Annotated in this window: 22 protein-coding genes; 11 read left to right on the top strand and 11 right to left on the bottom strand. The window is 61.7% G+C overall.

Annotation, left to right across the window (positions count from 1 at the left end; translation table 11 throughout):
- Window positions 1-26 precede the first annotated feature (26 nt).
- On the bottom strand, window positions 27-3422 hold the full coding sequence (locus HX803_RS32610) for a dermonecrotic toxin domain-containing protein (RefSeq protein ID WP_256732784.1): 3396 nt from the start codon (window positions 3420-3422) through the stop codon (window positions 27-29).
- A gap of 164 nt (window positions 3423-3586) precedes the next feature.
- Complete coding sequence (locus HX803_RS00105) at window positions 3587-4522, bottom strand: DnaJ C-terminal domain-containing protein (RefSeq protein ID WP_178918414.1); 936 nt, start codon at window positions 4520-4522, stop codon at window positions 3587-3589.
- Between the two features lie 238 nt (window positions 4523-4760).
- On the opposite strand from HX803_RS00105, the gene HX803_RS00100 reads away from it, so the two are divergent.
- Complete coding sequence (locus HX803_RS00100; protein WP_178918413.1) at window positions 4761-6029, top strand: Hsp70 family protein; 1269 nt, start codon at window positions 4761-4763, stop codon at window positions 6027-6029.
- A gap of 141 nt (window positions 6030-6170) precedes the next feature.
- On the opposite strand, the gene HX803_RS00095 is transcribed toward HX803_RS00100, so the two are convergent.
- The 3 genes from HX803_RS00095 to HX803_RS00085 all read right to left on the bottom strand — a co-directional run bounded on the left by HX803_RS00095 (window position 6171) and on the right by HX803_RS00085 (window position 8545).
- Window positions 6171-7184, bottom strand: coding sequence for an AI-2E family transporter (locus HX803_RS00095; RefSeq protein ID WP_178918412.1), 1014 nt, complete (start codon window positions 7182-7184; stop codon window positions 6171-6173).
- Between the two features lie 194 nt (window positions 7185-7378).
- Window positions 7379-7684 carry a PsiF family protein gene (locus HX803_RS00090; protein WP_178918411.1) on the bottom strand — a complete coding sequence of 102 codons (306 nt, stop codon included), beginning with the start codon at window positions 7682-7684 and terminating at the stop codon, window positions 7379-7381.
- Window positions 7685-7756: 72 nt separating this feature from the next.
- A complete protein-coding gene (locus HX803_RS00085; RefSeq protein WP_178918410.1) occupies window positions 7757-8545 on the bottom strand; it encodes a helix-turn-helix transcriptional regulator in 789 nt (262 codons plus the stop codon).
- 97 nt (window positions 8546-8642) lie between these two features.
- On the opposite strand from HX803_RS00085, the gene HX803_RS00080 reads away from it, so the two are divergent.
- Window positions 8643-9518: a DMT family transporter gene (locus tag HX803_RS00080; protein ID WP_178918409.1), complete on the top strand. Its 876-nt coding sequence runs from the start codon at window positions 8643-8645 to the stop codon at window positions 9516-9518.
- A 32-nt stretch (window positions 9519-9550) separates the two neighbouring features.
- Here the strand turns inward: HX803_RS00080 and HX803_RS00075 are convergent, their stop codons facing one another.
- Complete coding sequence (locus HX803_RS00075) at window positions 9551-10441, bottom strand: triacylglycerol lipase (protein WP_178918408.1); 891 nt, start codon at window positions 10439-10441, stop codon at window positions 9551-9553.
- A 93-nt stretch (window positions 10442-10534) separates the two neighbouring features.
- A complete protein-coding gene (locus HX803_RS00070; protein ID WP_178918407.1) occupies window positions 10535-11176 on the bottom strand; it encodes an FMN-dependent NADH-azoreductase in 642 nt (213 codons plus the stop codon).
- 136 nt (window positions 11177-11312) lie between these two features.
- On the opposite strand from HX803_RS00070, the gene HX803_RS00065 reads away from it, so the two are divergent.
- A complete protein-coding gene (locus HX803_RS00065) occupies window positions 11313-12212 on the top strand; it encodes a LysR substrate-binding domain-containing protein (protein ID WP_178918406.1) in 900 nt (299 codons plus the stop codon).
- Between the two features lie 98 nt (window positions 12213-12310).
- Window positions 12311-12841, top strand: a complete 531-nt coding sequence (locus HX803_RS00060) for a bacterioferritin (RefSeq protein ID WP_178918405.1) — start codon at window positions 12311-12313, stop codon at window positions 12839-12841.
- A 134-nt stretch (window positions 12842-12975) separates the two neighbouring features.
- On the opposite strand, the gene HX803_RS00055 is transcribed toward HX803_RS00060, so the two are convergent.
- The gene (locus HX803_RS00055) at window positions 12976-15045 is read right to left on the bottom strand and encodes an AsmA family protein (protein WP_178918404.1); all 2070 of its coding nucleotides are present in this window, start codon (window positions 15043-15045) and stop codon (window positions 12976-12978) included.
- Window positions 15046-15390: 345 nt separating this feature from the next.
- On the opposite strand from HX803_RS00055, the gene HX803_RS00050 reads away from it, so the two are divergent.
- Together HX803_RS00050 and HX803_RS00045 are read left to right on the top strand one after the other, a co-directional pair.
- The gene (locus HX803_RS00050; protein WP_178918403.1) at window positions 15391-15759 is read left to right on the top strand and encodes a hypothetical protein; all 369 of its coding nucleotides are present in this window, start codon (window positions 15391-15393) and stop codon (window positions 15757-15759) included.
- Window positions 15760-15909: 150 nt separating this feature from the next.
- Window positions 15910-16542 carry a TetR family transcriptional regulator gene (locus tag HX803_RS00045; RefSeq protein ID WP_178918402.1) on the top strand — a complete coding sequence of 211 codons (633 nt, stop codon included), beginning with the start codon at window positions 15910-15912 and terminating at the stop codon, window positions 16540-16542.
- A gap of 5 nt (window positions 16543-16547) precedes the next feature.
- On the opposite strand, the gene HX803_RS00040 is transcribed toward HX803_RS00045, so the two are convergent.
- Window positions 16548-17054, bottom strand: coding sequence for a C40 family peptidase (locus HX803_RS00040; protein WP_178918401.1), 507 nt, complete (start codon window positions 17052-17054; stop codon window positions 16548-16550).
- 339 nt (window positions 17055-17393) lie between these two features.
- Between HX803_RS00040 and ureE the strand changes: the two genes are divergently transcribed.
- The 5 genes from ureE to HX803_RS00015 all read left to right on the top strand — a co-directional run bounded on the left by ureE (window position 17394) and on the right by HX803_RS00015 (window position 21081).
- Window positions 17394-17894, top strand: a complete 501-nt coding sequence (ureE, locus tag HX803_RS00035; protein WP_178918400.1) for an urease accessory protein UreE — start codon at window positions 17394-17396, stop codon at window positions 17892-17894.
- Window positions 17891-18565, top strand: a complete 675-nt coding sequence (locus HX803_RS00030; RefSeq protein ID WP_178918399.1) for an urease accessory protein UreF — start codon at window positions 17891-17893, stop codon at window positions 18563-18565. Before ureE ends, HX803_RS00030 begins: the two co-directional genes overlap by 4 nt.
- Window positions 18566-18589: 24 nt before the next feature.
- Window positions 18590-19204 (top strand): urease accessory protein UreG, encoded by a 615-nt coding sequence (gene ureG / locus HX803_RS00025; RefSeq protein WP_016972570.1) that lies wholly within the window; start codon window positions 18590-18592, stop codon window positions 19202-19204.
- Window positions 19205-19227: 23 nt separating this feature from the next.
- Complete coding sequence (locus HX803_RS00020; protein WP_178918398.1) at window positions 19228-19800, top strand: HupE/UreJ family protein; 573 nt, start codon at window positions 19228-19230, stop codon at window positions 19798-19800.
- A 171-nt stretch (window positions 19801-19971) separates the two neighbouring features.
- A complete protein-coding gene (locus HX803_RS00015) occupies window positions 19972-21081 on the top strand; it encodes an AGE family epimerase/isomerase (RefSeq protein ID WP_178918397.1) in 1110 nt (369 codons plus the stop codon).
- 119 nt (window positions 21082-21200) lie between these two features.
- On the opposite strand, the gene HX803_RS00010 is transcribed toward HX803_RS00015, so the two are convergent.
- Both HX803_RS00010 and HX803_RS00005 read right to left on the bottom strand, forming a co-directional pair.
- Window positions 21201-22106 (bottom strand): cation diffusion facilitator family transporter, encoded by a 906-nt coding sequence (locus HX803_RS00010; protein WP_176997104.1) that lies wholly within the window; start codon window positions 22104-22106, stop codon window positions 21201-21203.
- Window positions 22107-22287: 181 nt separating this feature from the next.
- Complete coding sequence (locus HX803_RS00005; protein ID WP_177109927.1) at window positions 22288-23055, bottom strand: SDR family oxidoreductase; 768 nt, start codon at window positions 23053-23055, stop codon at window positions 22288-22290.
- Window positions 23056-23788: the final 733 nt, after the last annotated feature.

The following is a 23788-nucleotide window of genomic DNA, read 5'->3' as shown; positions in this document are numbered from 1 at the left end:
TTGAGGCGCCCCAGTTGCTCCACAGCCTAAGGCGTCAAGCGAATCCGATTCTTGCGCAACTGCAACTGAGTCAGTTGATTCATCTGCTCCAGGCCTTCGGGCAGTTCGCTGAGGGCTGCTTCGCGGATACTCAGGCGCTTGAGCTGCCTGAAGTTATTCAGGAAGGTCTGGGCGTCGCGGTTCCACGGCGTGTTGGCCAGCTCCAGCGCTTCGACATGGCTGAAATCCGCCGTGAGCGCAGGCAGGTTGAGCGGATGGCCTGGGACGATGCTGAGGGTGCTGGTCTGGCGACGCCAGCAACGCTTGATCGCATCAGCGAACGTCTTGACGAAACCTCCCTGGCGATCAAAGGCAGTGAAGCTGACCGGCGGAGCGTTGTCACGCACCCAGTGCTTGAGGTCACGCTCCAGGGTGGCGTATTCGTCCTCCAGGCGCGACAACCCGCTGCGCACCTCGGCCCCCAGTGAGTGCAGCAAGGCCTGGGTCTGGTCCGCGGTATAGTCCGGGAACAGCCGGCGCACGCGTTCGGCCGGTGAGCGCAGGGCGTTGGCGGCCGTGTCCATCAGCTGCCGTACACCACGACCGCCGCCGAGCAAGCGCATCGAAGGGTCGTAGGCCGGCTTGCGCAGCGGCTGTTCGAGCAACGCCGTGCGCAGGTTCGCGCGCGAATCGGTACCCAGGGCTTGCAGGCGCGGGGTGTCGGCGGTGGCCAGCGACTCGACGAACAGCCCTTCCCAGGCGCGGGTCAGGCGCAACTCCTGGACCTGCCATTGGGCCTGCTCCTGCACGTTGGGCGGCAACTCGCCAGCGCTGCGAAAACGCTGCAACGCGTCGTCATTGAGGGTTTTGAGCAGGTGCTCGGCCATCGCGTTCGGCAGGCTGGGGAACTGCCCCTGGAGCCGCATGACATCGGGGTTGGCGCTGAAATTGCGCGCCTTATAGTGCTCCTCCACCAGCGCGCTTTCAAAGGATTGGGCCTGCGCACCGAGGTAGTGGCGCAGTTGGCGTGCGCGCTCGGGCAATGACTCACTCGCCTGGCCGGGAAACTCGCTTAACGCCGGATCATCCGCTTGAAAGTAACCCAGGACCTCTTGCAACAACTCCCCACGCGCTTGCGCACCCTCGGCAAGCACTATCGCCTGACGAGGCTGGCCGGGCAGTACCGGATCACTCCAGAGCTGAGTGCCATCGCGTTCGAGCACCACGTACGATTCGCCCGGCAGCATGCCCCGGCGGCGCAACAGATCCATTTGCAGCATCGGGTCGGCCTTGGCGTACAGCAAGGCACTCTCCGACCTCAGTTGCGCAATAAAGTCCGCCACATCGTCCGCGGCCTTGAAACGCTGCAACGTGTCGGCGAGCGCCAGGGGCACCGGTTCCTGGTCCAGATGCCCGGCGCGCAAGGCATCAGCCTCAATGCCGCTGGCCTCACAGGCCTGGCGCAGGCGCTCGGCACTCAGGCCTTGCGCAGGCTGCCCCAGGCGGCGCTGGGTCGTCGGGGCATCCCAGGTCAACGGGTGTTCAAGCTCATGCTGCCAGGCACCCTCATGGTTATGCGCCAGGCGCGGCGCGTAGGCCTGCGGACGGGTCGGGTGCTGGATGCGATATTCAGCGGCTTGCGCGTCGTAGGCCACGGCAAAGTGGTCGCCCTCCAGCGGCAACACGCGTTGCCCTTGATGGGCATACAGGCCCAGTACGTCCGGCTTGGCATCCGGCGCCAACTGCACCGGCAGTTTGTAGGGGGCAAGATCGGCCTTCCACAGTTTCTGCTGGCCGTCGGGCAGTCTCACAGGCTCAAGTTTCTCGATCACCGCCGGAGTGTTTAACGCTTTGCGCACCACCCGGCCCCCTGCCGCCATCACACCGATAAACACCAGGTTTTCGGCCACGTCGGTCAAGTGTCCCAACGCCGCCTCGCGGTCGCCCTCATGCCACTCCACCACACCTTCGAAGGCGTCGTACAACAGCTGCGCAGCCATCACCGCCATCATCACCTCCCCGAGCCCCGGCACAAACATCGACACCAGGTTCAGCGCCAGCAGCCCGGCACTCTCCAAGGCGGCGATCTTCCTGGCGCGCACCGCCGCGTCCACATCCGCAGTGGGCACCGCATGGCCCCGGGCATCGGCGATCAGCTTGTCGCGCAGCGTGTCGAAGTTATCCCCCCAGAGCTCGACGTTGGCTTGCCACAGCTCGCGCTTGGCGATGACCTGGATGTAAAAGTTAGGATCCTTGATCGGTTCACGTGCAGTTGGCGCAGGGGGCAGTTGTTTTGGGCCGATGAGCAGCGAGAGGATTGGCGAGACGAACGGCAATAGGTGTTGCCCGGTGCGCACGGTGCCGTAGGGGTCACGGGGCTGATCGGACGCGTCCTCGGTGAGGCGCCGCAGGTAGGTCGGCTGGTCGGCGTAGGCGATAGTGTTCTTGAGAAATCCTTGATAGGCCGTCAGCCCCGCGCCCACCTTGGCGTCCTCCATCAATTGGCGGGTCAGCTCCGCCTGCAGGTCTTGAAGGCTGGCGTATTTTTTCAGCGGGTGCAGCGGGTCGTGGGGGATGTACACCAGCACCTCGTCGGCGTGCTGGTGTTTGTCCACGGCAACGAACGCGGTACAGCCCGACAGACGAAGGCCCATCAGGCTCAGGTCGTTGAACCAGACCGGTTTGCCGTGACTGCGGATCTCCTGGTCACCCGTGATCACCGCACCGATCACCGCATAGTCGTCCGGCCCGATGTCCTGCTTGAGCAATGCGGTGTAGGCGGCCGCTTGAAGGGCGTCTTTCTGGGCCTGGATCACCAGGCCGCGCAGGCCGCTGGCGTTGTGGAAAAACGCCGTCAGCCGCGCCTGGTACTGCGCACCGATGTCCAGGCGCCGGCACAGGCCCAGGAAGCTTTCGATGCTGATCCCCACGGCCGCACTGGCGTCATGTTCAGCCGGCCCGCTTTTGAACCGTGACGCAGAGGCAAAGGCACCGGGGGCGCATTCGCTCTCTTCGAAATTGTGCAACGCCGCTTGCAGCAGGCTCAGGGTCAACACCGAAAAACTACCGACGCGGAGACCAAACGCGCCCAGTTCCACAGGCTTGCGCAAGTCCACGTAGGTGTTGTCCAGGTCAGGCTCGATCGCGAACTGCGCCTTGAGTGCCGCGGCCAGTAACGGCTTGGCAAACGCCTCGGCACTGGGCAGGTCGGCCATGGCCTGGTCAAGGGCATTTTGCGAGTGCGCGCAGGCACTGGTGTAGTGCTGCAACTGACGACGTTCGCTGCCGTCGAGGCCGTCGAGCCAATCGACTTCATGGGTGGGCGCGCCCTTGAAGGCGTCGCGGGTGGCGGCCGACGCCTGGGTCAACCAGGTGGGTACTTTTTGCTTGATCACCTCGTAGGCCGCGGTTTGCGGCTCGAGGCTGGGTGTATCGATGGGCATGGGTGACTGCTCACTGCTTCAAAGGAAGCATCAGCAGACCATGCCCGGCAGCCTTCGCTGCGGTAGGTAGTTAGCTCGTCAGGCGGGTGCCGACAGGACGTGCGGCCGCGGTGTCGCTCCGATCAAGGCAGCCGCGCTGGATAGCCAGCGCGGGGCCGTTATTTTCAGAAGTGTTCCCGCGGATTGAACGCGGCTTTTTTCGCCAGTTCCTGCCACAACGCGATGGTCTCGTCGTCGGCCTGCTTGGGCATCACGGCCTTGAGCTGGATGTACAGGAACCCACGCTCGCCGGCCTTGTTCAGCAAGCCATGGCCCTTGGCACGCATGCGCTGGCCGTTCTGGCTACCCGCCGGCACCTTGAGGTTGATCTTGCCGGTCAGGGTCGGTACAGCCACTTCCGCGCCCAGCGCCAGTTCCCAAGGAGCCAGTGGCAGGTTGATGACCAGGTTTTCGCCTTCGACTTCAAACTTCGAATGCGGGGCAAACTTGATGATCAGGTACAGGTCGCCATTGGCGCCGCCACCGATTCCCGGGGCACCCTGTGCCTTGAGGCGGATGCGCTCACCGTCGGCCACGCCGGCGGGGATCTTCACGTTCAGGCTCTTGGTGGTGTTGGTCACGTGACGGCCCGAGGCGTCGTACTGCGGCACCTGGAAGCTGATCTGCTTGGACTCTGCCGACAGCGTCTCCTCCAGGGTCACGGTCAGTTGCATCTCCACGTCCTGGCCCTTGCGCCCGGCAGGACGGCGCTGGCCACCACCGAAGGCATCGCCACGGGAGCCGAAGATCGAACTGAAGAAGTCCGAGAAGTCCTCACCGCCGCCGCCGCCAAAACCGCCACGGCTCTGCCAGCCCGGTGGCCCCTGGAACGGCTGGCCATGCTGGCCGTATTTGCGCAGCTCATCGTACTCGGCGCGCTTGTCGGCGCTCTTGAGCGCTTCGTAGGCTTCGGACGCGTCCTTGAACTTGGCTTCGGCGTCTTTTTCCTTGCTCACGTCCGGGTGGTATTTGCGCGCGAGCTTGCGGTACGCGGCCTTGATTTCCTTGTCGTCAGCCGTTGGCTCGACACCCAGAATCTTGTAGTAGTCTTTGAAATCCATCGGCGGTTCACCATCCTTAATCGAGATCGCACAGCCCGGGGCACAACGTGCGCTGCATTGCACCTGTTGAGTGATGTGGCCTGGGGGTGCGTCAAAGTGTTATCGGCGCTTGCCGTATGTATTCGATGTGGGGGCAAATCGCGCAGTTTCAAGCGCGATTTAACGGATGGTCGGCCTACGCATCCGTCCTCGACTGGCATACACTGCGCGGCCGTTTTTCAACCGGAACCTGATTGTCATGGAAAACCCATCCCCAGCCCGTGCCTGCGGTATCGACTTTGGCACGTCCAACTCCACCGTCGGCTGGATCCGCCCCGGCATGGAAACACTCCTGGCGCTGGAGGACGACAAGATCACCTTGCCGTCGGTGGTGTTCTTCAACTTCGAAGAGCGCCGCCCGGTGTACGGTCGCCTGGCACTGCACGAGTACCTGGAAAACTACGAAGGCCGCCTGATGCGCTCGCTCAAGAGCCTGTTGGGTTCCAAGCTGATCAAGCACGACACCAGCGTGTTGGGCACGGCGATGCCGTTCACCGACTTGCTGGCGCTGTTCATCGGCCAGCTCAAGAGCCGTGCTGAAGCCAACGCTGGCCGTGAGTTCGAAGAAGTGGTGCTGGGCCGCCCGGTGTTTTTCGTCGATGACGACCCGCTGGCCGACCAAGAGGCCGAGAACACCCTGGTGGACGTGGCGCGCAAGATCGGTTTCAAGGACATCTCGTTCCAGTACGAGCCGATTGCGGCCGCCTTCGACTATGAGTCCACCATCGAGAAAGAAGAGCTGGTACTGATCGTCGATATCGGCGGCGGTACTTCGGACTTCTCCTTGGTACGCCTGTCGCCGGACCGTCGCCACAACGACAATCGCCACGATGACATCCTCGCCACCGGCGGCGTGCACATCGGCGGGACCGACTTCGACAAGCAGCTCTCGCTCAACGGCATGATGCCGTTGTTCGGCTACGGCAGCCGCATGAAGAGTGGCGCCTACATGCCCACCAGCCACCACATGAACCTGGCCACCTGGCACACCATCAACTCGGTGTACTCGCAGAAATCCCAGCTGGCCTTGGGCAGCATGCGCTACGACATCGAAGACACCGGCGGCATCGACCGCCTGTTCAAGTTGATCGAACAGCGCGCCGGGCACTGGTTGGCGATGGAAGTGGAAGAGACCAAGATCCAGCTGACCCATGAAGATAGCCGCCATGTGCCGCTCGACCGTATCGAAGCGGGCTTGAGCGTGGACTTGAGCCGGGCGCTGTTCGAATCGTCGATTGACGGCCTGCTGGAGCGCGTGCGTGGCAGCGTGACGCAACTGCTCAACGACGCTTCGGTGAGCGTGGCGCAGGTGGACACAGTGTTCTTTACCGGCGGTTCCAGCGGAATCCCGGCGCTGCGCCACAGCATTTCGGCAATGCTGCCGAATGCGCGGCATGTGGAAGGCAATATCTTTGGCAGTATCGGCAGTGGCCTGGCGATTGAGGCCAGCAAGCGGTACGGCTACTGAGTTTTAACTGAAAGACCGTGGCGCGTCCTTCGTGAGCAAGCCCGCTCCCACACTGACTGTGTTTACACATTTAGACCTGTGAACACAGTCAGTGTGGGAGCGGGCTTGCTCGCGAAGAGGACAACCCAGGCAATACAAGGCTTAAACCATCCCACCGAGCTTCAGCTCGCTCTTGAGGTACGCATAATAAATCGGCCCCGCCACCACCCCCGGCAGGCCGAATGCTGCCTCGAAAACCAGCATCGCCAATAACAACTCCCACGACTTGGCACTGATCTGCCCGCCCACAATGCGCGCGTTGAGGAAGTACTCGATCTTGTGGATCACGATCAGATAGCCCAACGCCGCCACCGCCACCCAGATCGACAGCGACAGCGCCACGATAGTGATCAGTGTGTTGGACATCAGGTTGCCAATCACCGGCAACAGGCCGAGCAAGAAGGTCAGCACGATCAGGGTCTTGGTCAGCGGCAAGTGAATCCCGCACAGCGGCAGCACCACGGCCAGAAAGACGGCGGTGAAGGCGGTGTTCAGCGCAGCAATCTTGATCTGGGCGAAGACAATGTTGCGAAAGGCCTGGACCAGCAGGTGCAAGCGATCGAACAGTGCGGCAGCCAGGGGTTTGCGCTTGGTCAGGTCGGGTACGCGCTGCAGGGCGATGATCGCGCCGAGCACCATGCCGATCAGCAGGGTGACGAACATGTGGGCAGCATCCTTACCCACAAGCTGCAATTCGCTCAGGTGCTTGCTCAGCCAATCACCGATGGCCACGCGAAATTCGGCGGCGCTCGCCGGCAGGTAGGCGTCAACGAAAGGCGGCAGTTGGCCCCGTGCGCGGTCGACCACGCCCATGAATTTGTCGAGGGAAGCCCCGGGGTTTTCCGCCTCGTGGAGCAGGAAGCTGATGGCACCGGCAAAGATCAGAGTCAGCACGCTGACGATCAAGGTGCCGAGCAAGGCCACCGCCAGCCAACGCGCACGCCGGCCTTCAATCAGCCGTTGCAGTTGGGGGGTGAGCATATTGACCAGTTCAAAAACCAGCAGGCCGGCCAGCAGGCTGGGCAGCAACTTGAGCGGCAGTACCAGCAGCAGTCCGCCGAAAATGATGATGTAGCTGGCCAGCAATATCACGTGACGCTGAGAAAACGTTGGCATACAGCCTCAAAACGAACGGCTTTAAAGGATTGGCAGTCTGCCAGCCTTGAAGGAATCAAGCGAGAACTCTGAATATTGCGAACACCGACAGTGTGGGAGCGGGCTTGCTCGCGAATGCGATGGACCAGACATTGACGTGCTGAATGACACACCGCATTCGCGAGCAAGCCCGCTCCCACAGGAGACTTGTGCTGTCAGCTACCTTTGAGACACGTGCTCATGAATGTCTTGCGTGCATCGCCAGTCAGCGCCTTGGTTTTCGCCGACGCATTGCAGTCTTTCATCTTCTGCTGTTGCGGCGTCAGGGTCTTGGCGTCGTTGGCGGCCGGGGCCGCCTTAAGGCAGGTGCTCATGAAGGCTTTGCGCTCATCGCCTTTCAAGGCCTTGGTGGTGGCGTCGGCGTTGCAGGTGGTCATCTTATTTTGCTGGGCGGTCGCGGCAAAACCTTGGGAACACAGCAGCAGGCCCATCATCAACAGCGGAATACGCAGCATCTTCATGGAGTTTTCTCCCTGTTACCGCACCGAAGGGGCGCGGCCTACCCAGCAGTGTAGTCAAAGCCTGTTACATCTTCAGCGGGCGCGGATATTCGATCGACGGTACTGCTCTGGGGTGCAGCCAGCGTGGCGTTGGAACATCGCGATAAACGCCGACGCGGTGCTGTAGCCCAGGTCAAACGCCACATGCTGCACGCTGCGTTCGCTGCCCAGGGCGTCAATCGCCGCCAGGTAACGCAGGCGCTGGCGCCACTCGCCAAAACTCATGCCCACCTCCCGCACGAATTGCCGGGCCAGGGTGCGCTCGCTCACGTGCACTTGCTCGGCCCATTGCGCCAGGGGGCGGTTGTCCCCCGGGTCGGCCTGCATGCCCTCCAGCACACCCAGCACGCCAGGGTGGCGGGCGTAGGGCAGGAAACAATCGTGGACCGGCGCCTGCTTGAGCTGGTCTACCAGCACCTGGGCCAGGCGAACATCAGCCTCGGTCTGCGGGATGTTGACGTCGCGACGTGCAAAATCACTGAGGATGGCCTTGAGAATCTCGCTGACCGCCAAGGTGCACGGCACCTGTGGCAGGTGCTCGCACAGCTCCGGCGCCAGGCCCACGGAGCGGTAGACAATCGCCTGGGCGTTATAGGAACTGTGTTCGGTATCCGGTGGGATCCACACCGCGTACTGCGGCGGCGACATAAACCGGCTGCCGGCCACCTCCATGCGCATAACGCCGCTGGCTGAATAGTCCAACGACCCCCAGAAATGCCGGTGCGGGGTGCACTCGGTGTCGGGGGCAAACTCGGAATAGCGGAAGTAGACCGGGCTCGGCAAGCTGGGGAAATCCGCGAGGCGGACGGTGTGTCTGGGCATGTTGTCTGGATGCAGAGGTCAGTTGGCTGGATCGCAGTATAGGCTGCGATCCAGACAAGGGATAATCCTGCCTCACCAACCTATCTGGTTTCTTTCGATGCAATACGCGTATCCCCTGCTGGCCATCTTTATCTGGGCCGGCAACACCGTGGTCAACAAACTCGCCGTGGGCTCGATTTTCCCCGCCGAGATCGGCTTTTACCGCTGGCTGCTGGCGGCGCTGCTGTTCACGCCGTTCATGCTCAAGCCGGTGATTGCAAACTGGGCGCAGATCCGGCCGAACCTGGGCAAGATTTTCATCCTCGGCGTGCTGGGCATGGCGGTGTACCAAAGCCTGGCCTACTACGCGGCGACGGTCACCACGGCGACCAACATGGGCATCATCCTGTCGCTGATGCCTTTGATGGCGCTGACGGCGGCGATCATCAGCCTCGGCCAGCGCCTCACCTTTGGCGCGCTGACCGGTGCGGTGCTGTCCTTCGCCGGCGTGGTGGTAGTGGTCTCGGCCGGTAGCCTGGGTGCGCTGCTGCAACACGGGGTCAACCTGGGGGACGCCATGATGCTGGTCGCCACCCTCGCCTATGCGGTCTACAGCACCTTGCTGAAAAAGTGGCACCTGCGCCTGCCGCCCCTGGTGCTGCTGTACTTGCAGATACTGGTGGCCGTGGTGGTGCTGTTTCCGCTGTTCCTGTTCTCGACAAAAGCAGGCCTGGGTTGGGCGAACATCCCGCTGGTGCTGTACGCCTGTCTGCTGGCCTCGATGCTGGCGCCGTTGGCGTGGATGCACTCGGTGAAGACGCTCGGGCCGAGCCGCACCACGCTGTTTTTCAACCTGCTGCCGCTGATCACCGCGCTGATTGCGGCGGTGGTGTTGAAGGAAGAGTTGGCGATGTATCACCTGGTCGGCGGTTTGCTGACGTTGGGTGGGGTGATTTTGTCGGAGCGGTGGACGACGCCGGTGCGTGCTGACTGAACGCGCTCCCACAATTAGGTCGAGTCCACCCGCTACACCCCGGCAGCCTTGAGCCTTTGGGCATGCTCGACAAACAACCGAATCGGCTCAGCGCCCTTGCCCACCAAGCCCATCGATTGGTTGACGATGTCGAAGTGATCCAGCGCATAGTCATCGCCGATCACCAACCCCAGGTGTGAGCTGTAGCGCCCCACCATGCCGTCACACTGGCCCTTCTCCCGCACGAAGCTGCGGGCAAACAAGCGGCAGCTGCGGTTCGTGCCGTCGAGCAGGTTGCGCCCGCGATCGGTCTTGCCCGGCTGCAAGGTGCCGGACCACGAGTAGTAGCGCACGCCATTGACCTCTTCAGCGCCCTGCCCGCCCCAGGTCTGCGGCAAACCTTGTGGGAACTGGCGGTTGAACAGGGCCACGCCCACGCTGGTCAGGGACAGGTGGGAGGCGTGCAAGTCGGCCTTGAAACGTGGCCCCCGATAACCGGTTTCCAACAGGCTCATCACCCCGGCCACCAGGTGAAACAGCGCACTCATGAGGCGCCCTTTCACGCTGTCGGCGGGGTAATGGGTGTGGATATGGTCTGCCAGTTCCGACCCATGGTTGGGCCCGGCCACCGAGGTGACCGACGCCACCCATTCGGGGCGCTTGGCCGCCGCGTAACGCGCGGTGAGCGAGCCCTGGCTGTGACCGATCAGGTTGACCTTGTCGGCACCGGTTTCGCGGCGGATCCGTTCGATCTGCACCAACAATTGCTCGCCGCGCACCTCATTGGAGTCCAGCGGCGCCACCTGCACCGGGAAGACCTGTGCGCCACCTTTGCGCAGCGCAGGGACGATGCCGTACCAGTAGGGAAACCACCCCAGGCGCACAAACCCCAGCATGCCGGGCACCAGCACCAGGGGATAACGCGTGGCAAGGGAGTGCGGCATGGCGCAGAGGTCCTGATAGGGAAGGCGATGAACCCATCCTAGACCAGCGTTTCATAAATCGACATGACCACCCGGTGACAGACTCATGACACCTTAAAAGCGCCCGGCAACATCATGCAGTTGGCGTTCGGCCTCGGCGCATGCGCGCTGGAACACGCTTTTGTCCGACTCTTCACCTTCGGCGGCGATCACGCTGACGTCATCAATCCCGATGTAGCCCAGCACCGTACGCAGGTGCGGGTCGGCATGGTTCATCCACTCGAACTCGCCACCCGGGCCGAAGCCGCTGCCGCCACGGCAGGTGATGATCAGCGCCTTCTTGCCTTTGAGCAGCGCGTGATATTGCGCGTTGCCGTGGCTGTCCTGGGTGATGTCGAAGGTCAGGCCCATGCGCACGATCTGATCGATCCAGGCCTTGAGGCCGCTGGGCACGCCGAAGTTGTACAGGGGCATCGCGATCACCAGCAGATCATGCTCGATCAACTCGCCCACCAGTTCGTCACTCAATTGCAGGTCGGCCTTCATCACCTTTGGCAACGCCTGCGGTTCGGGGTAGAAATTGGCGGCCACGAAGGCTTCGGTCACATGGGGGATAAACGCCCGGCCGACTTCGCGACGGGTCACCTGTGCATCCGGGTTGGCCGCCTGCCAGGCCTCCAAGAACGACTCGGCCAGGCGCCGCGAATGGGAGCGCTCACCACGGGGACTGGCGTGAATCACTAGCATTTTTTTCATCTGTATTACCTTCACGAGTTAGACTCAGGCGACCTGATTGGCCGCCACGCTTGCTCGCAAATCTAGTGATGGCAGCACGAGCCGACAAATGAGCAATAGTTAATCTGGATGAATTCATCTCATCCATGGAGCCCGCATGTTTGCCTCACTGCCCCTCACCGCCCTGCGCACCTTTGAATCGGCAGCGCGACTATTGAGCTTCAAGGCGGCCGCCCTGGAACTGTCGGTGACGCCCACGGCGGTGTCCCACCAGATACGCAGCCTGGAAACCTGGCTGGGCGTGCCGTTGTTCGAGCGCCTGCCGCGCCAGGTGCGCCTCACCGAAGGCGGTGAGCGGCTGTTTCGCAGCGTGCACGGCGCCTTGCTGGACGTCGCCCATAGCCTCGACACGTTGCGCCCGCAACGCAGTGCCGGACAGCTCACCGTCTCCACCACCCCGGCGTTTGCCGCGTTGTGGCTGGTGCCCCGGCTGGGGCGTTTTTATGCCGCCCACCCCGACATCAGCCTGCGCCTGGACACCCAATGCGACGTGGTCGACCTGCAACAGGACGCCAGCGTCGACCTGGTGATTCGCTACAGCCTCGGCGACTACCCGCACCTGTACGGCGAGTGCCTGTTCGATGAGCGCTTTGCGGTGTACGGCTCCCCCGAACACGTCGCACGGGCGAGCAGCCAGGTGCCGACGCTGATCAGCGTGCGTTGGCATAACTCCGAGCTGTACGCCCTGGGCTGGCAGGCCTGGTGCGAGAAGGCCGGCGAAACGTGGCTGGCCCACACGAGCTTGCTGCGCGAATACGACGAGGAGCACTACGCCTTGCAGGCGGCGATTGCCGGCCAGGGGTTGGTACTGGCAAGCAACATCCTGGTGTCGGAAAGCGTTGCCACCGGTTTGCTGGTGCCCTACAAGCCGCAGATCCATGTGGACGGCGCCGGTTACAGCGCCCTGTGTGTACCGGGACGTGAGCGTCATCCGCCGGTGCGTGCGTTTTTCCAGTGGGTGCAACAGGAGGCAAAGCTGTCCGGCCATGCCCTTTGAAATCCGATAAAACTTTTTGCTTCAGCCAACACTCACAACTTGGAGCGATCACGCCAGCAGAGCGTGGCGTAAAACCGGATTAGCACCAGGAGATTGAGATGACTGAAGCACACTTGACCGACGTGGCCACCCTGCGCAGCCGCGCCCGCCAGCACGTCGAAAACGGCGCCGTCACTGAAGGCTATGACGCCGACCGCGAAGAAATCATCCGCTTGCTCAACGAGTCGCTGGCCACCGAGCTGGTCTGCGTGTTGCGCTACAAGCGCCACTACTTCATGGCCAACGGACTCAAGGCCAGCGTGGCCGCCAGCGAGTTCCTGGAACACGCCACCCAGGAAGCCGAGCACGCCGACAAACTGGCCGAACGCATCGTGCAACTGGGCGGCGAGCCGGAGTTCAACCCTGACCTGCTGTCGAAGCACTCCCACGCGCAGTACGTTGCGGGCAAGAACCTCAAGGAAATGGTCTACGAAGACCTGGTGGCTGAGCGCATCGCGGTGGACAGCTACCGTGAAATCATTCAGTACATCGGCGACAAAGACCCGACCACCCGCCGCCTGTTCGAAGAAATCCTGGCCCAGGAAGAAGAGCACGCCGACGACATGGCGGACATTCTGCAAGACCTGTAAACCGCAACACCTCTGAACCCACTGTGGGAGCGGGCTTGCCCGCGATAGCTATGCAACAGTCAACGCATAGGTTGTCTGTTACGGCGCTATCGCAGGCAAGCCAGCTCCCACATTTTTGGTTTCGGTTTCGTCAGTTAGCCCTTCACCGTCTTAGGCGCCTTGCCTTCTTTCATCTGCTGCAACAGCGGTGCGCACTGGTTAGGCACATCACCACTCGGCGCGACCAGCGCCAGCAGCCCGGCCGCAGGCCCGACGATCACACCCAGCGCCACCATCCCCGCACCACGCAGCATCAGCGGTACGGCTTTCACACCAGCATTGGGCTTGATGAACGGCCCGTTGACGTACAGCGGCGAACGCAACGAGAACATGCGAAAGCCCTTGGACTCCGGCGTGATGGTCAGGTCCAGTTGTTCGGTGGCCATGTTCGCGGTGCCGTCGACGTAGATGATCGCGTTCTCGGTATCGAACACGAACAGGCGAGTGGTCGCCAGGCCGGTCTTGATGCCGAAGTCCGCCGCCGCGCAGTTGATCTTCACTTCCTTGTCACCAAACAGGCGACCGACCACGTAGTTGCCCACGTTGAGCCCGGCAATTTCCATCAGGCCACGGCTGATGGCGCCGTCATTGACCAGCATCTTGAGGTTACCGTCGGAGCTGCCCAGCAACGCCGCCACGGAGTTGCCACGTCCGGCGATGTCCGCGTCGCCATTGAGTTCACCAAAGCTGGTTTTCATCGGCTCAAACGTCGGGAACAGTTGCTTGAGCTTGAAGTTGCGCGCAGTGAGTTTGGCGCGACCTTCCATGGGCGTGGTACGGCCGTTCAAGCGAATCTGCGCATCCAGCTTGCCACCGGCCACGCCAAAGCGCAGGGGCTCAAGGCTCAGCTCGCCATCGTTGAGCACCAGATGCGTATAGAGGTCAGTGAAAGGCAACTCGGCACTCTGCACGATGCGCTTGCCGGTGAATTCCACATCGGCATCCATGTCGCGCCAGCGCTCGGTACGGAACTCTTCCACCGGCAGCACTTTGGTCGCGGGCTGTTTGCTTTCGCCACCACGGGCCTTTTGCTTGGCGTTGGAATCGGCGCCGATCAGCGGAGCCAGGTCGGTCATCAGCAGTTGGTTGGACACCAGCGCGCCCGTGAGCTTGGGCCGTGGCTGACTGGCGACGTAGCCCAGGTTGCCATGGATATCGCTGTTGCCGATCTTGCCGTTGAAGTTTTCGTAGGTGAATGAGGCGCCGCTGGCTTCATGCAGCTTGGCGATCAAGTGGCCGTCGGTGGAATACGCCGGCGAATCCGGCAAGGTGACGCCCGTGAGCGGGTAAAGGTTGCCCAGGCTGCTGCCGGAGAGTTTCAGGCGCAGGTCGAGGGCGCCGAGGTTGAGGGGGTCGGTCAACGTACCGGCCACGGCGATGCTGGTGTCGGCGATTTTCACCTGGGCCTGCAAGGGGAACGGTTTGGCCGCGTCCTGCAAGGCGAGCAGGCCGCCGATCTTGCCAGTGCCGTCGAGTTTCTGGCCGTGGTACTGGCCTTTGACCTTGAGGCCGAACGCATAGTCCTGGGGGTTTGATCCTTTTTCCTGGGCCTTCTTGGCATCGGCAGCGCCGACGATTTCACCAAAGGGAATCGGTTTGCCCAGCAGATCGATGGTGACGTCCAATTGCGTCTTGAGGGTCTGGTCGTCGAGGGTTACATGGCCTTTATCGAAGCCGATGGCACCGATGTCCACCACCCAGCTTGACGGTTCGGCATTCGGGTCCTTGGGGTCGAACGTGAAGGTCCAGTTGGCGCGGCCATCGGCCAGGCGCTGCAGGTCGGCGCTCGGTTCAGTGAGGTCGATGCGCGGAATTACCACGCGCTGCGCCAACAACGCCAGCGGCGAGATGCGCAATTCCACGCGCTTGAGGGTGACCATCTGCGGTTTCTTCGACCAGTCGGGGTTGCCCAGGGTCAGGTCTTCGGCAATCACATGCGGCCACGGCACCCAGGCACGCCAGCCGCCTTGATCCGGCTCACGCGCCCACACCACCGCCAGGTTGCCATTGATGGCAAACGGTCGATGCAGCTCTTCGGAGACTTTGGCATTGAGCGGCGGCTTGATGCGGTTCCAATCGAAAAACACCAGGACCAACACCACCACGGCGATTAACAGAGCGAAGCTGGCGCAGCTCCAGACAACGATTTTACGCGTGCGCGTCATTGCACATGACTCCTGAATACGACTAGCTGAACTACAGCTCATAAGGCTACGACTGGCAAACGGCGCGGGGGTTTAACCGGATCATCGTTTTAGTCGCAAAAAGCCAGTTTTCTGATCGAACGGACAGTTTCCAGCATCGACGACGCACCATTGTTACCCAGGGCCGTGTCGAAAATACCCACCACGGTGCAAAACCGCGGGCTTGAGAGGCGCGTTCTAGAGCCTCTGCCGGGAACAATCAATTCTGTTGATTATTACCATTGTGTTTATGAACTTTTATATCGACTTATCGAGAGTAGCATTAGCCCTGTACCCACTTTATCGCCCTCCCAAGGAGCAACCATCATGAAACGCCAAGTACTCGCTACCGTCCTGCTGTCTGTCCTGGCTTCCAGTGCCTTCGCCCTGCCAGCCGCCGAACAGGCCACCCCACAGAACAAAGCGCAAGCCGTTCAGTCCAGCCAGACCCTGGCTCGCAGCGGTTCGCAAGAAGAAGAGAACCGCGACTACGCCAAAGGCGTTGCTGAAAACGGTTCGGAACAAGCCAACAAACGCGCCTACACCGAAGGTGTTGCTGAAGGTGGCCGTGATCGCCTGGAACAGAAAGGCCTGGTTGAAGGCGGTGCTGAACAAGCCAACAAACGCGCTTACACCGACGGTGTTGCCGAAGGTGGTGCAGACCGCCTGCAAGAACTGCATCAAGCTCAGAGCTAAGCCCGTGGTGGCCCAGAAAAAAGCCCGATCTGCCGATCGGGCTTTTGCTTTTATATAGATCGCGCCTCGCACCACCCCCGCCAAGTTCGACGCCAGCAAAGCGGTTTTGCTAGAGTGCGTCGCTGTACTTGCCGACAAAGCCCGCTCGCCATGCTGCCCCGCGCCGAACAGAAGCAACAGACCCGCCTCGCCTTGATGGACGCAGCCCGCCATCTGATGGAGTGTGGCCGTGGGTTTGGCAGCCTGAGCCTGCGCGAAGTGGCGAAGACTGCGGGCATCGTGCCCACCGGGTTCTACCGCCACTTTGACGACATGGACCAGCTCGGGTTGGTGCTGGTCAGTGAAGTCGGCCAGACCTTCCGCGCGACGATTCGCCTGGTACGTCACAACGAATTCGTGATGGGCGGGATCATCGATGCGTCCGTGCGGATCTTCCTCGATGTAGTGTCGGCCAACCGCTCCCAGTTCCTGTTCCTCGCCCGCGAACAGTACGGTGGCAGCCTTGCCGTGCGCCAAGCCATTGGTGCGTTGCGCGAAGACATCACCCGCGACCTGGCGGCCGACCTCACGCTGATGCCCAAGCTCCAGCACCTGGATGCCGAAGGCTTGCATGTGATGGCCGACCTGATCGTCAAGAGCGTGTTCGCCACCCTGCCCGATATCATCGACCCACCGGCCCAGGCGCTACCGGCCCACCTCACGCCCCAGGCAAAAATCACCCAGCAATTGCGCTTCATCTTCATTGGCCTCAAGCACTGGCAAGGCCTGGGCAGCACCGAGTAAGCCGGTCATCCCGACGTGTGAAAGCGTTTGGCGGTGGTGTAGTGCTTGTTCCAGTAACTATTACTCAACGAATCGATACGCACGTTCTTGCCCGTACGTGGCGAATGAATGAACTTGCCCTGCCCGATGTAAAGGCCGACATGGCTGACCTGACCGCGCCCGTTACCCTTGAAAAACACCGCGTCCCCGGGCTTGAGCGCCCCACGCTTGATGGTCTGTGCCGTTGAACGGTGCATGGCCGCCGTCGTGCGTGGGATCTGGATATTGGCTTGCGTCTTGAACAAATAGACCAGCAAGCTGCTGCAATCGAAACCCTGCTCCGCCGAGGTCCCGCCCCATTTATACGGCGTACCCAAAAACTCGTGGGCACGATCGATGACGTCGTCAATGGAGGTGGGTTTTATGCCCTGCAGTGAAGCGCCGAACGCGGTGCGGGGTTGAACATTGGCCGAGGCCGAAGCCGTGAAGAAAGACAGACTGACAATGACTAAACACAAAATTGATCGAAACATGATGAACGTCGCAGTGGATTAAACACGGCGCACAGCCTAAAGAACCCCCGCCTAACGCCATGAACGGAATATCCCCATACCGCGTAGGACAAATCCGTAAAAACACCAGCTCGAAATAGATGAAAGAAACTTCATGCAGCGCAGAGCCGTTCTCAACGCAAAACGCCCAGATCCGGTGCTATAAATCCAGGAACGCACCATTTTGAAACACTCAACGAATCGCCTGACGCCCTATTGGGTGGCACGTCCGTGCCTGCCTACAGGGAAATCCCACTCCCCGGCGTGATTGGCAAGGCCCTTGCTCTAGCTCTTTCATCGCTCTTAGCTGGAAGCTTCCTGATGCTGGTGATCCACCGCCGAATCGCCCCCCAAGCCCTCTGGGCCGCTGAACTGCTGCTGAATTTCGAAGCCCGCAGCAAAAGCCGCCTGCGCTGTTTCAGTGCCGATGGCGAAGACGTCGGCCTGTTCCTGGAGCGCGGCCAGCCGCCGCTGCACGATGGCGAATTCCTACAAGCCGAAGACGGACGTGTCGTACGCGTGCGCGCACGCCCTGAACAACTGCTGCACGTCACCTGCAGCAGCGCCTTTGAGCTGACCCGCGCCGCCTATCACCTGGGCAACCGGCACGTAGCGCTGCAAGTCGGCGACGGCTGGCTGCGCCTGCTCGACGATTACGTACTCAAGGCCATGCTCGAACAACTGGGCGCCACCACCGAAACCATCGAAGCACCGTTCCAGCCGGAACACGGCGCCTATGGCGGTGGCCATCACCATTCACGCCATGGCGATGAAGACTTCAACTACCCGCCCAAGCTGCACCAGTTCGGCGTACGCCTATGAACCCAGCGTGGGCGCTACTGCGCCTGGCCAGCCCGCAATTGCCGATTGGCGGTTACAGCTATTCCCAGGGCCTGGAGATGGCGGTGGAGAATGGCCGCGTCAGCGATGCGGCCAGCGCCCGACGCTGGATCAGCGACCAGTTGCTGCTCAACCTGGCCCGTTTCGAAGCACCGTTGCTGCTCGCCCATTGCTGTGCCGCCGCCGAGCAGGACTGGCCGCGCCTGACGCAGTTGTGCGAGGAACACCGCGCCAGTCGTGAGACCCGCGAGTTGTATCAAGAGAGCCGTCAGATGGGCTACTCCCTGCAGCAGCTGTTAAACGGTTTGCCCGAACTCGACACCGCCGCACGCCGCGTTCTTGAACAACAGGCCGAACCGCACTTGGCGCTCGGCTGGGCCCTGGCCGCCCGCGCCTGGCACATCAGCCCCGAAGACGCCTTGGCCGCGTGGCTGTGGAGCTGGCTGGAAAACCAGTTGGCCGTATTGATGAAAACCCTGCCCCTGGGGCAACAAGCGGCTCAGCGCCTGACCAGTGAGCTGCTGCCCTTATTGCAGCAAGCCCAGCAGGACGCGGGGCGCATCGATCTGAACCACATCGGCAGCGCCGCATTCGGCCTGTCCCTGGCGTGCATGGCCCATGAGCGCCAGTACAGCCGCCTGTTTCGTTCCTAGAGCCCCATTACCTTGGAGAAGCACATGAACACACAACCCCTGCGCGTCGGCATCGGCGGCCCGGTGGGCTCCGGCAAGACCGCGCTGACCCTGGCCCTGTGCCTGGCCCTGCGCGATCGCTACAACCTGGCCGTGGTCACCAACGACATCTATACCCGTGAAGACGCCGACTTCCTGGTGCGCAACCAGGCCCTGGCGCCCGAGCGCATCATCGGCGTGGAAACCGGCGGCTGCCCGCACACCGCGATCCGCGAGGATGCGTCGATCAACCTGGAAGCCGTCGACCAGCTCAACCGGCGCTTTCCCGGCCTGGACCTGATCCTGGTGGAGTCCGGTGGCGACAACCTGTCGGCCACCTTCAGCCCGGAGCTGTCGGACCTGACCATCTACGTGATTGATGTGTCGGCCGGCGACAAGCTGCCACGCAAGGGTGGCCCGGGTATCTGCAAATCCGACTTGCTGGTGATCAATAAGATCGACCTGGCGCCGTTGGTCGGTGCATCGCTGGAGCTGATGAACAGCGACACCACGCGCATGCGCAACGGCAAGCCGTTTGTGTTCAGCAACCAGAAAACCGGTGTCGGCCTGGATGACATCGTCGCCTTTATCGAACGTCAGGGCCTGCTGACTGCAGCCTGATCCCACCCTGAAAGGAGCCTGTCATGGGTCTCAACAAACTTCTCGCAACCGCCGCCCTGCTGCTCGCCCCTGCCCTCGCCTTCGCTCACCCCGGGCATGGCGATAACGGGCTGGTGGCCGGCATCAGCCACCCGCTGGGCGGTATTGATCACTTGCTGGCCATGGTCGCTGTCGGCCTGTGGGCGGCACAGCAAAAAGGCAATGCGCGCTGGGCCCTGCCGTGTGCGTTCGTCGGCACCATGCTGGTCGGCGGTCTGCTGGGCTTTGAAGGCCTGGAACTGCCGGCCCTGGAAAGCGGGATCGCCGCCTCGGTGCTCGCACTGGGCCTGGCGGTGGCCTTGGCCGTTCGCCCGCCGTTGTTCGTGGCGGTGGGGGCGACGGCATTGTTTGCCTTGTTCCACGGCGTAGCCCATGGCCTTGAACTGCCGGACATGTCCAGCCCTTGGGCGTATGCGGCCGGGTTTGTCGGCGCGACCGCCGTGTTGCACGCTGCCGGTTATGCCGTGGTGCGCTTCCTGCCAGCAGCGGCGGCGCCGTTGGTACGGGTGGCTGGGGCGGCTTCGGCGGCGACTGGGGTTTGGTTGCTGGCGGGCTGATTTGCGGCGCCTGTCAGGGCCTCATCGCAGGCAAGCCAGCTCCCACATTTTGATCTGCGAACCCAATCAAATGTGGGAGCTGGCTTGCCTGCGATAGCGGCCCCACAGACACCATAGAACCCAACCCTGCTACCATGCGCGCCTACACCCCTGCCGTGACGACGCCAGCCAATGCCCACCGCTCCAAACTCCGCCTTGAACGCCGTGCTCACGCACTTCCACAGCCTGATCGTGCCGCTCTGGCAGGGCCCGGGCTGGAATGCCGACCTGGCCTTGCCCTATGAGGCACTGGACGCCGATCATCAGCCGCTGCCCCCGCAACGCTACCGCGCCATGGCCTGCGCCCGGCAGTTGTACCTGTTCGCCAGCCTGATCGGCGAAACCGGCGCCGAGTTTGCCGAGGAGCGCGCCGCTGCGCTGTTCCGGTCCTTGCAACGGCATTTCCACGATGCCGAACACGGCGGCTGGTTCTACAGCATCGACCCGGCCGGCAAGCCGCTGGACAAGCGCAAAGACCTCTACACCCACGCCTTCATCATCTTCGCCTGTGCCCACTACTGGGCCAAAGTGCGTGAACCGTTGGTGGAGTCGGTGCTCAACGCCGCCCTGGAAGTGGTTGCGCAGCGCTTTGCCACCGGCGACGGCCTGTACGAAGCGGTGCTCGAACGCAATTGGTCGTCCCTCAAATCCGGCCCGCTGCAGAACCCGTTGATGCACCTGGCCGAGGGTTTCCTCGCCACCCTCGCGGTGCGTGACGATGCCGACGTGCAAGCGGCGTTGCTGGCCTTGGCGACGGCCATGCAGCAGCGTTTCATCGACCGCCAGCATGGCGTGATGATGGAAAAACCGCTGGGCGCTGTGGATAACTGGTTTGAACCGGGCCACCAATTCGAGTGGTTCTTTTTGCTGGAATCGTCGGACGTGCTGCGCGGCACGCCACTGCATGCGTCATTGACCCGCGCGTTTGCCTACGCCGAACAAACGGGTGTGGATAACGTGACGGGGGCCGTCAGCGGCATGCTGGCCCTGGACGGCACCGTGCGCGACGGCACGCAGCGTATCTGGGCCCAGGCCGAGTATTTGCGGGCACTGACCTTGCGGCCGAACAGCGAAGCGGTGCTGCAGCGTCAGTTACGCGCGCTGCAACTGCGGTTCTTGCATGAAAAGGGTTGGAATGAGTGCCTGAATGATCAGGGGCTTGTCAGCCGGCGGGATATGCCGTCGACCACGCCTTATCATTTGGCGACCTGTTATCAGGGGTTGATCCAGCATTTGGGGTGACTTCCAGGGCCTCTTCGCGAGCAAGCCCGCTCCCACATTTTGACCGAGTCCATCCTTGGACTGCGGTCGAATGTGGGAGCGGGCTTGCTCGCGAAGGCGTCAACTCCGTTTGACTGACCTCACGCAATCCACTTGCGATCCCCGGTAAAGCTGATGGTCAACCAGCGCGCCGCATCCGGTTTCCCCAGCCCTGTGGATATCTCTTCGCGCAGCCCGTCGAGGGTCGCGACGTTGTCCACCGGGTAATCCGCCGGCAACACCACATGAATCTCGATAAACCGCGCCCGCCCGTGCTTTTGCACGTAAGACACGTAGTCGTCGAAACCATGCTTGGCCTGGGCCGCTTCCATCACTTCGCGCACCTTGTCATCCAACTGGTCCGGGGCAATCCCCAGCACCTCGCGCAAGGCCGGGCGCAGGATCTTCAGCGCCGGCGCGAGCATGCTCAGGGCCAGCAGGATCAGGATCAACGGGTCGACATACACCGCCCACTCGCCGTAGCCCTGGGACTTGAGCAACAGTGCCGCTAAAAAGCTGATCAGCAAGCCTATCGACAGCATCGCGTCCACCAGCCAGCTGATGTTATCGAACTGGATCAGCGAAGACTTGAGTGTGCGATTGCGATAGCGCACGTAGAAGAAGTAGGCGAATTCCACGACGGTGAAGACCGCCGCATAAATGATCACCAGCCCCAACTCGATGTCGCGCCCGCCATTGATAATGCCGAACACGCCGTTGAGGAATGCATAGATGGCGATCAACAACAGGAAACTGCCTTCGATCAGCAACACCATGGGTTCCAGGTGCCAATAGCCGAACTGGAAGCGCTCGTTGCTTTTCTTGGCGATCAGCTTGGCCGTGATCAGCATCAACACCTTGATGGCGGTGGCGATCAGCGAGAAAAAGCCGTCGAACAGAATGGACTGGGCGCCAGAGACCACACCCGTGACAATCCCGGCGATCGCGACGGCGAACATCAGGATCGTTGATTGCTTGAGCAGTGCCTGCTCACCTCGGTTACTCACATTTCCTCCCGTCAAAACCTTAAATCCGCACAGTGCGGAGGGGTTTTCAGGAGGGGAGTGTACCTTATGGCCTGTTTTTGACCGATATGACGCCATCGCAGGCAAGCCAGCTCCCACATTTGAATGTATTCACAAATCCAAGTGTGGGAGCTGGCTTGCCTGCGATGGGCGCGGCGCGGTCTTAAGCCTTGGCCCCACGCTCAATTGCAAACCCAGCCCAGGTCTGGCTCACCGGCATCAGCTCCAACCGGTTGATGTTCACATGCGCCGGAGTGTTCATGACCCAGAAGATCGTGTCGGCAATGTCCTGCGGCTGGATCGGCTCGGCACCGGCATAAGTCGCGTCGTAACGCGCCTGGTCACCGCCAAAGCGCACCAGCGAGAACTCGCTCTCACACAACCCTGGCTCGATGTTGGTCACGCGCACGCCGGTGCCTTGCAGGTCGCAACGCAGGTTTAGCGAAAACTGCTTCACGAACGCCTTGGAGCCGCCATACACGTGACTGCCCGGGTACGGGTAGTTGCCGGCGATGGAACCCAGGTTGATGATGCCCGCGCCACGGCCGTGCGCGATCAGGCGTGGCAGCAGCAGGTTGGTGGTGGTCAGCAGGCCCTTGATGTTGGTGTCGACCATGGTTTCCCAATCGTCGAGGTTGCACTTGGGCGCAGGGTCGGTGCCCACGGCCAGGCCGGCGTTGTTGATCAGCCCGCGAAGCTTGGCGAACGACGGCGGCAGGTTGGCGATGGCGTCTTCCATGCCCTTGCGGTCACGCACATCCACCACCAGGCCGTGGACTTCGGTTTGCTTGGAAAGCTCTTCGACCAGCGCATTGAGGCGGTCGGCACGACGGCCAGTGAGCACCAGTTTCCAGCCGGCTTCGGCAAAACGGCGGGCGCAGGCCTCGCCAAAACCGGAAGTTGCGCCAGTAATAAACAGCGTGTCGGACATGGTGTTCTCCTTGCGGGCATCGGGAAAAAATCAGCCAGCAGAATGCCCTTACGCCGCCGTGGCGGCAACCGCTATGCGTATAACTTCATGCAAGCCTGATCATTTATTAACCATATCTCGAAAAGCCTTATAAACCGTGGCCTGCAGCCATATGCACGCAGGTTATCCACAACTGCGCCCACAGTCTTTGGGGGCAAGTGCAAAAAGCCTCAGGCCCCTGTGTGCAGGGCTTGCAGGCGGTTTTAGAAAGTTTTTTGCTTGACCTGGGCGGGGCCGTATGTAGGCCCATCTCGCGAAGGGAAAACCGAGCGATGGCTCCAGGCCAGTCATTCCGGCCTCTGCGGAGGTCTTTCCAGAGTTTAATCACAGACTTATCCACAGGCTGAGTGGACATAAATCGGTCATATACCTGTGTCTTTAAACAGGTTGACAAAGCCCTCGAAGGGCGACGAAAAAACCGCTGTTCAAAAAACAACCGCCGCGCTACAGGCCACGTATTCAGTGGCTTTCAGCCAGCTACTCCCACGTTACCCACAGCCGGTTCCACAGCGGATGGGGACAAGTCAAAACTGTGACAAAACAGGGATTTGCGGCGGCTATATGTCGCGCTTTGGAGGGGAGCCAGATTTGTTTTCCACAATTTGGCATCGGCCTTGTGAACACCACAAAACAAATGTGGGAGCGGGCTTGCTCGCGAAAGCGGTGGGTCAGTTGCAGATGCACTGACTGACAC

Origin of the sequence: Pseudomonas sp. P7548, from assembly GCF_013386585.1 — a bacterium.
GTDB lineage: Bacteria > Pseudomonadota > Gammaproteobacteria > Pseudomonadales > Pseudomonadaceae > Aquipseudomonas.
The sequence above is the reverse complement of the archived record's forward strand: the minus strand, read 5'-3'. Positions and strand labels throughout refer to the sequence as shown.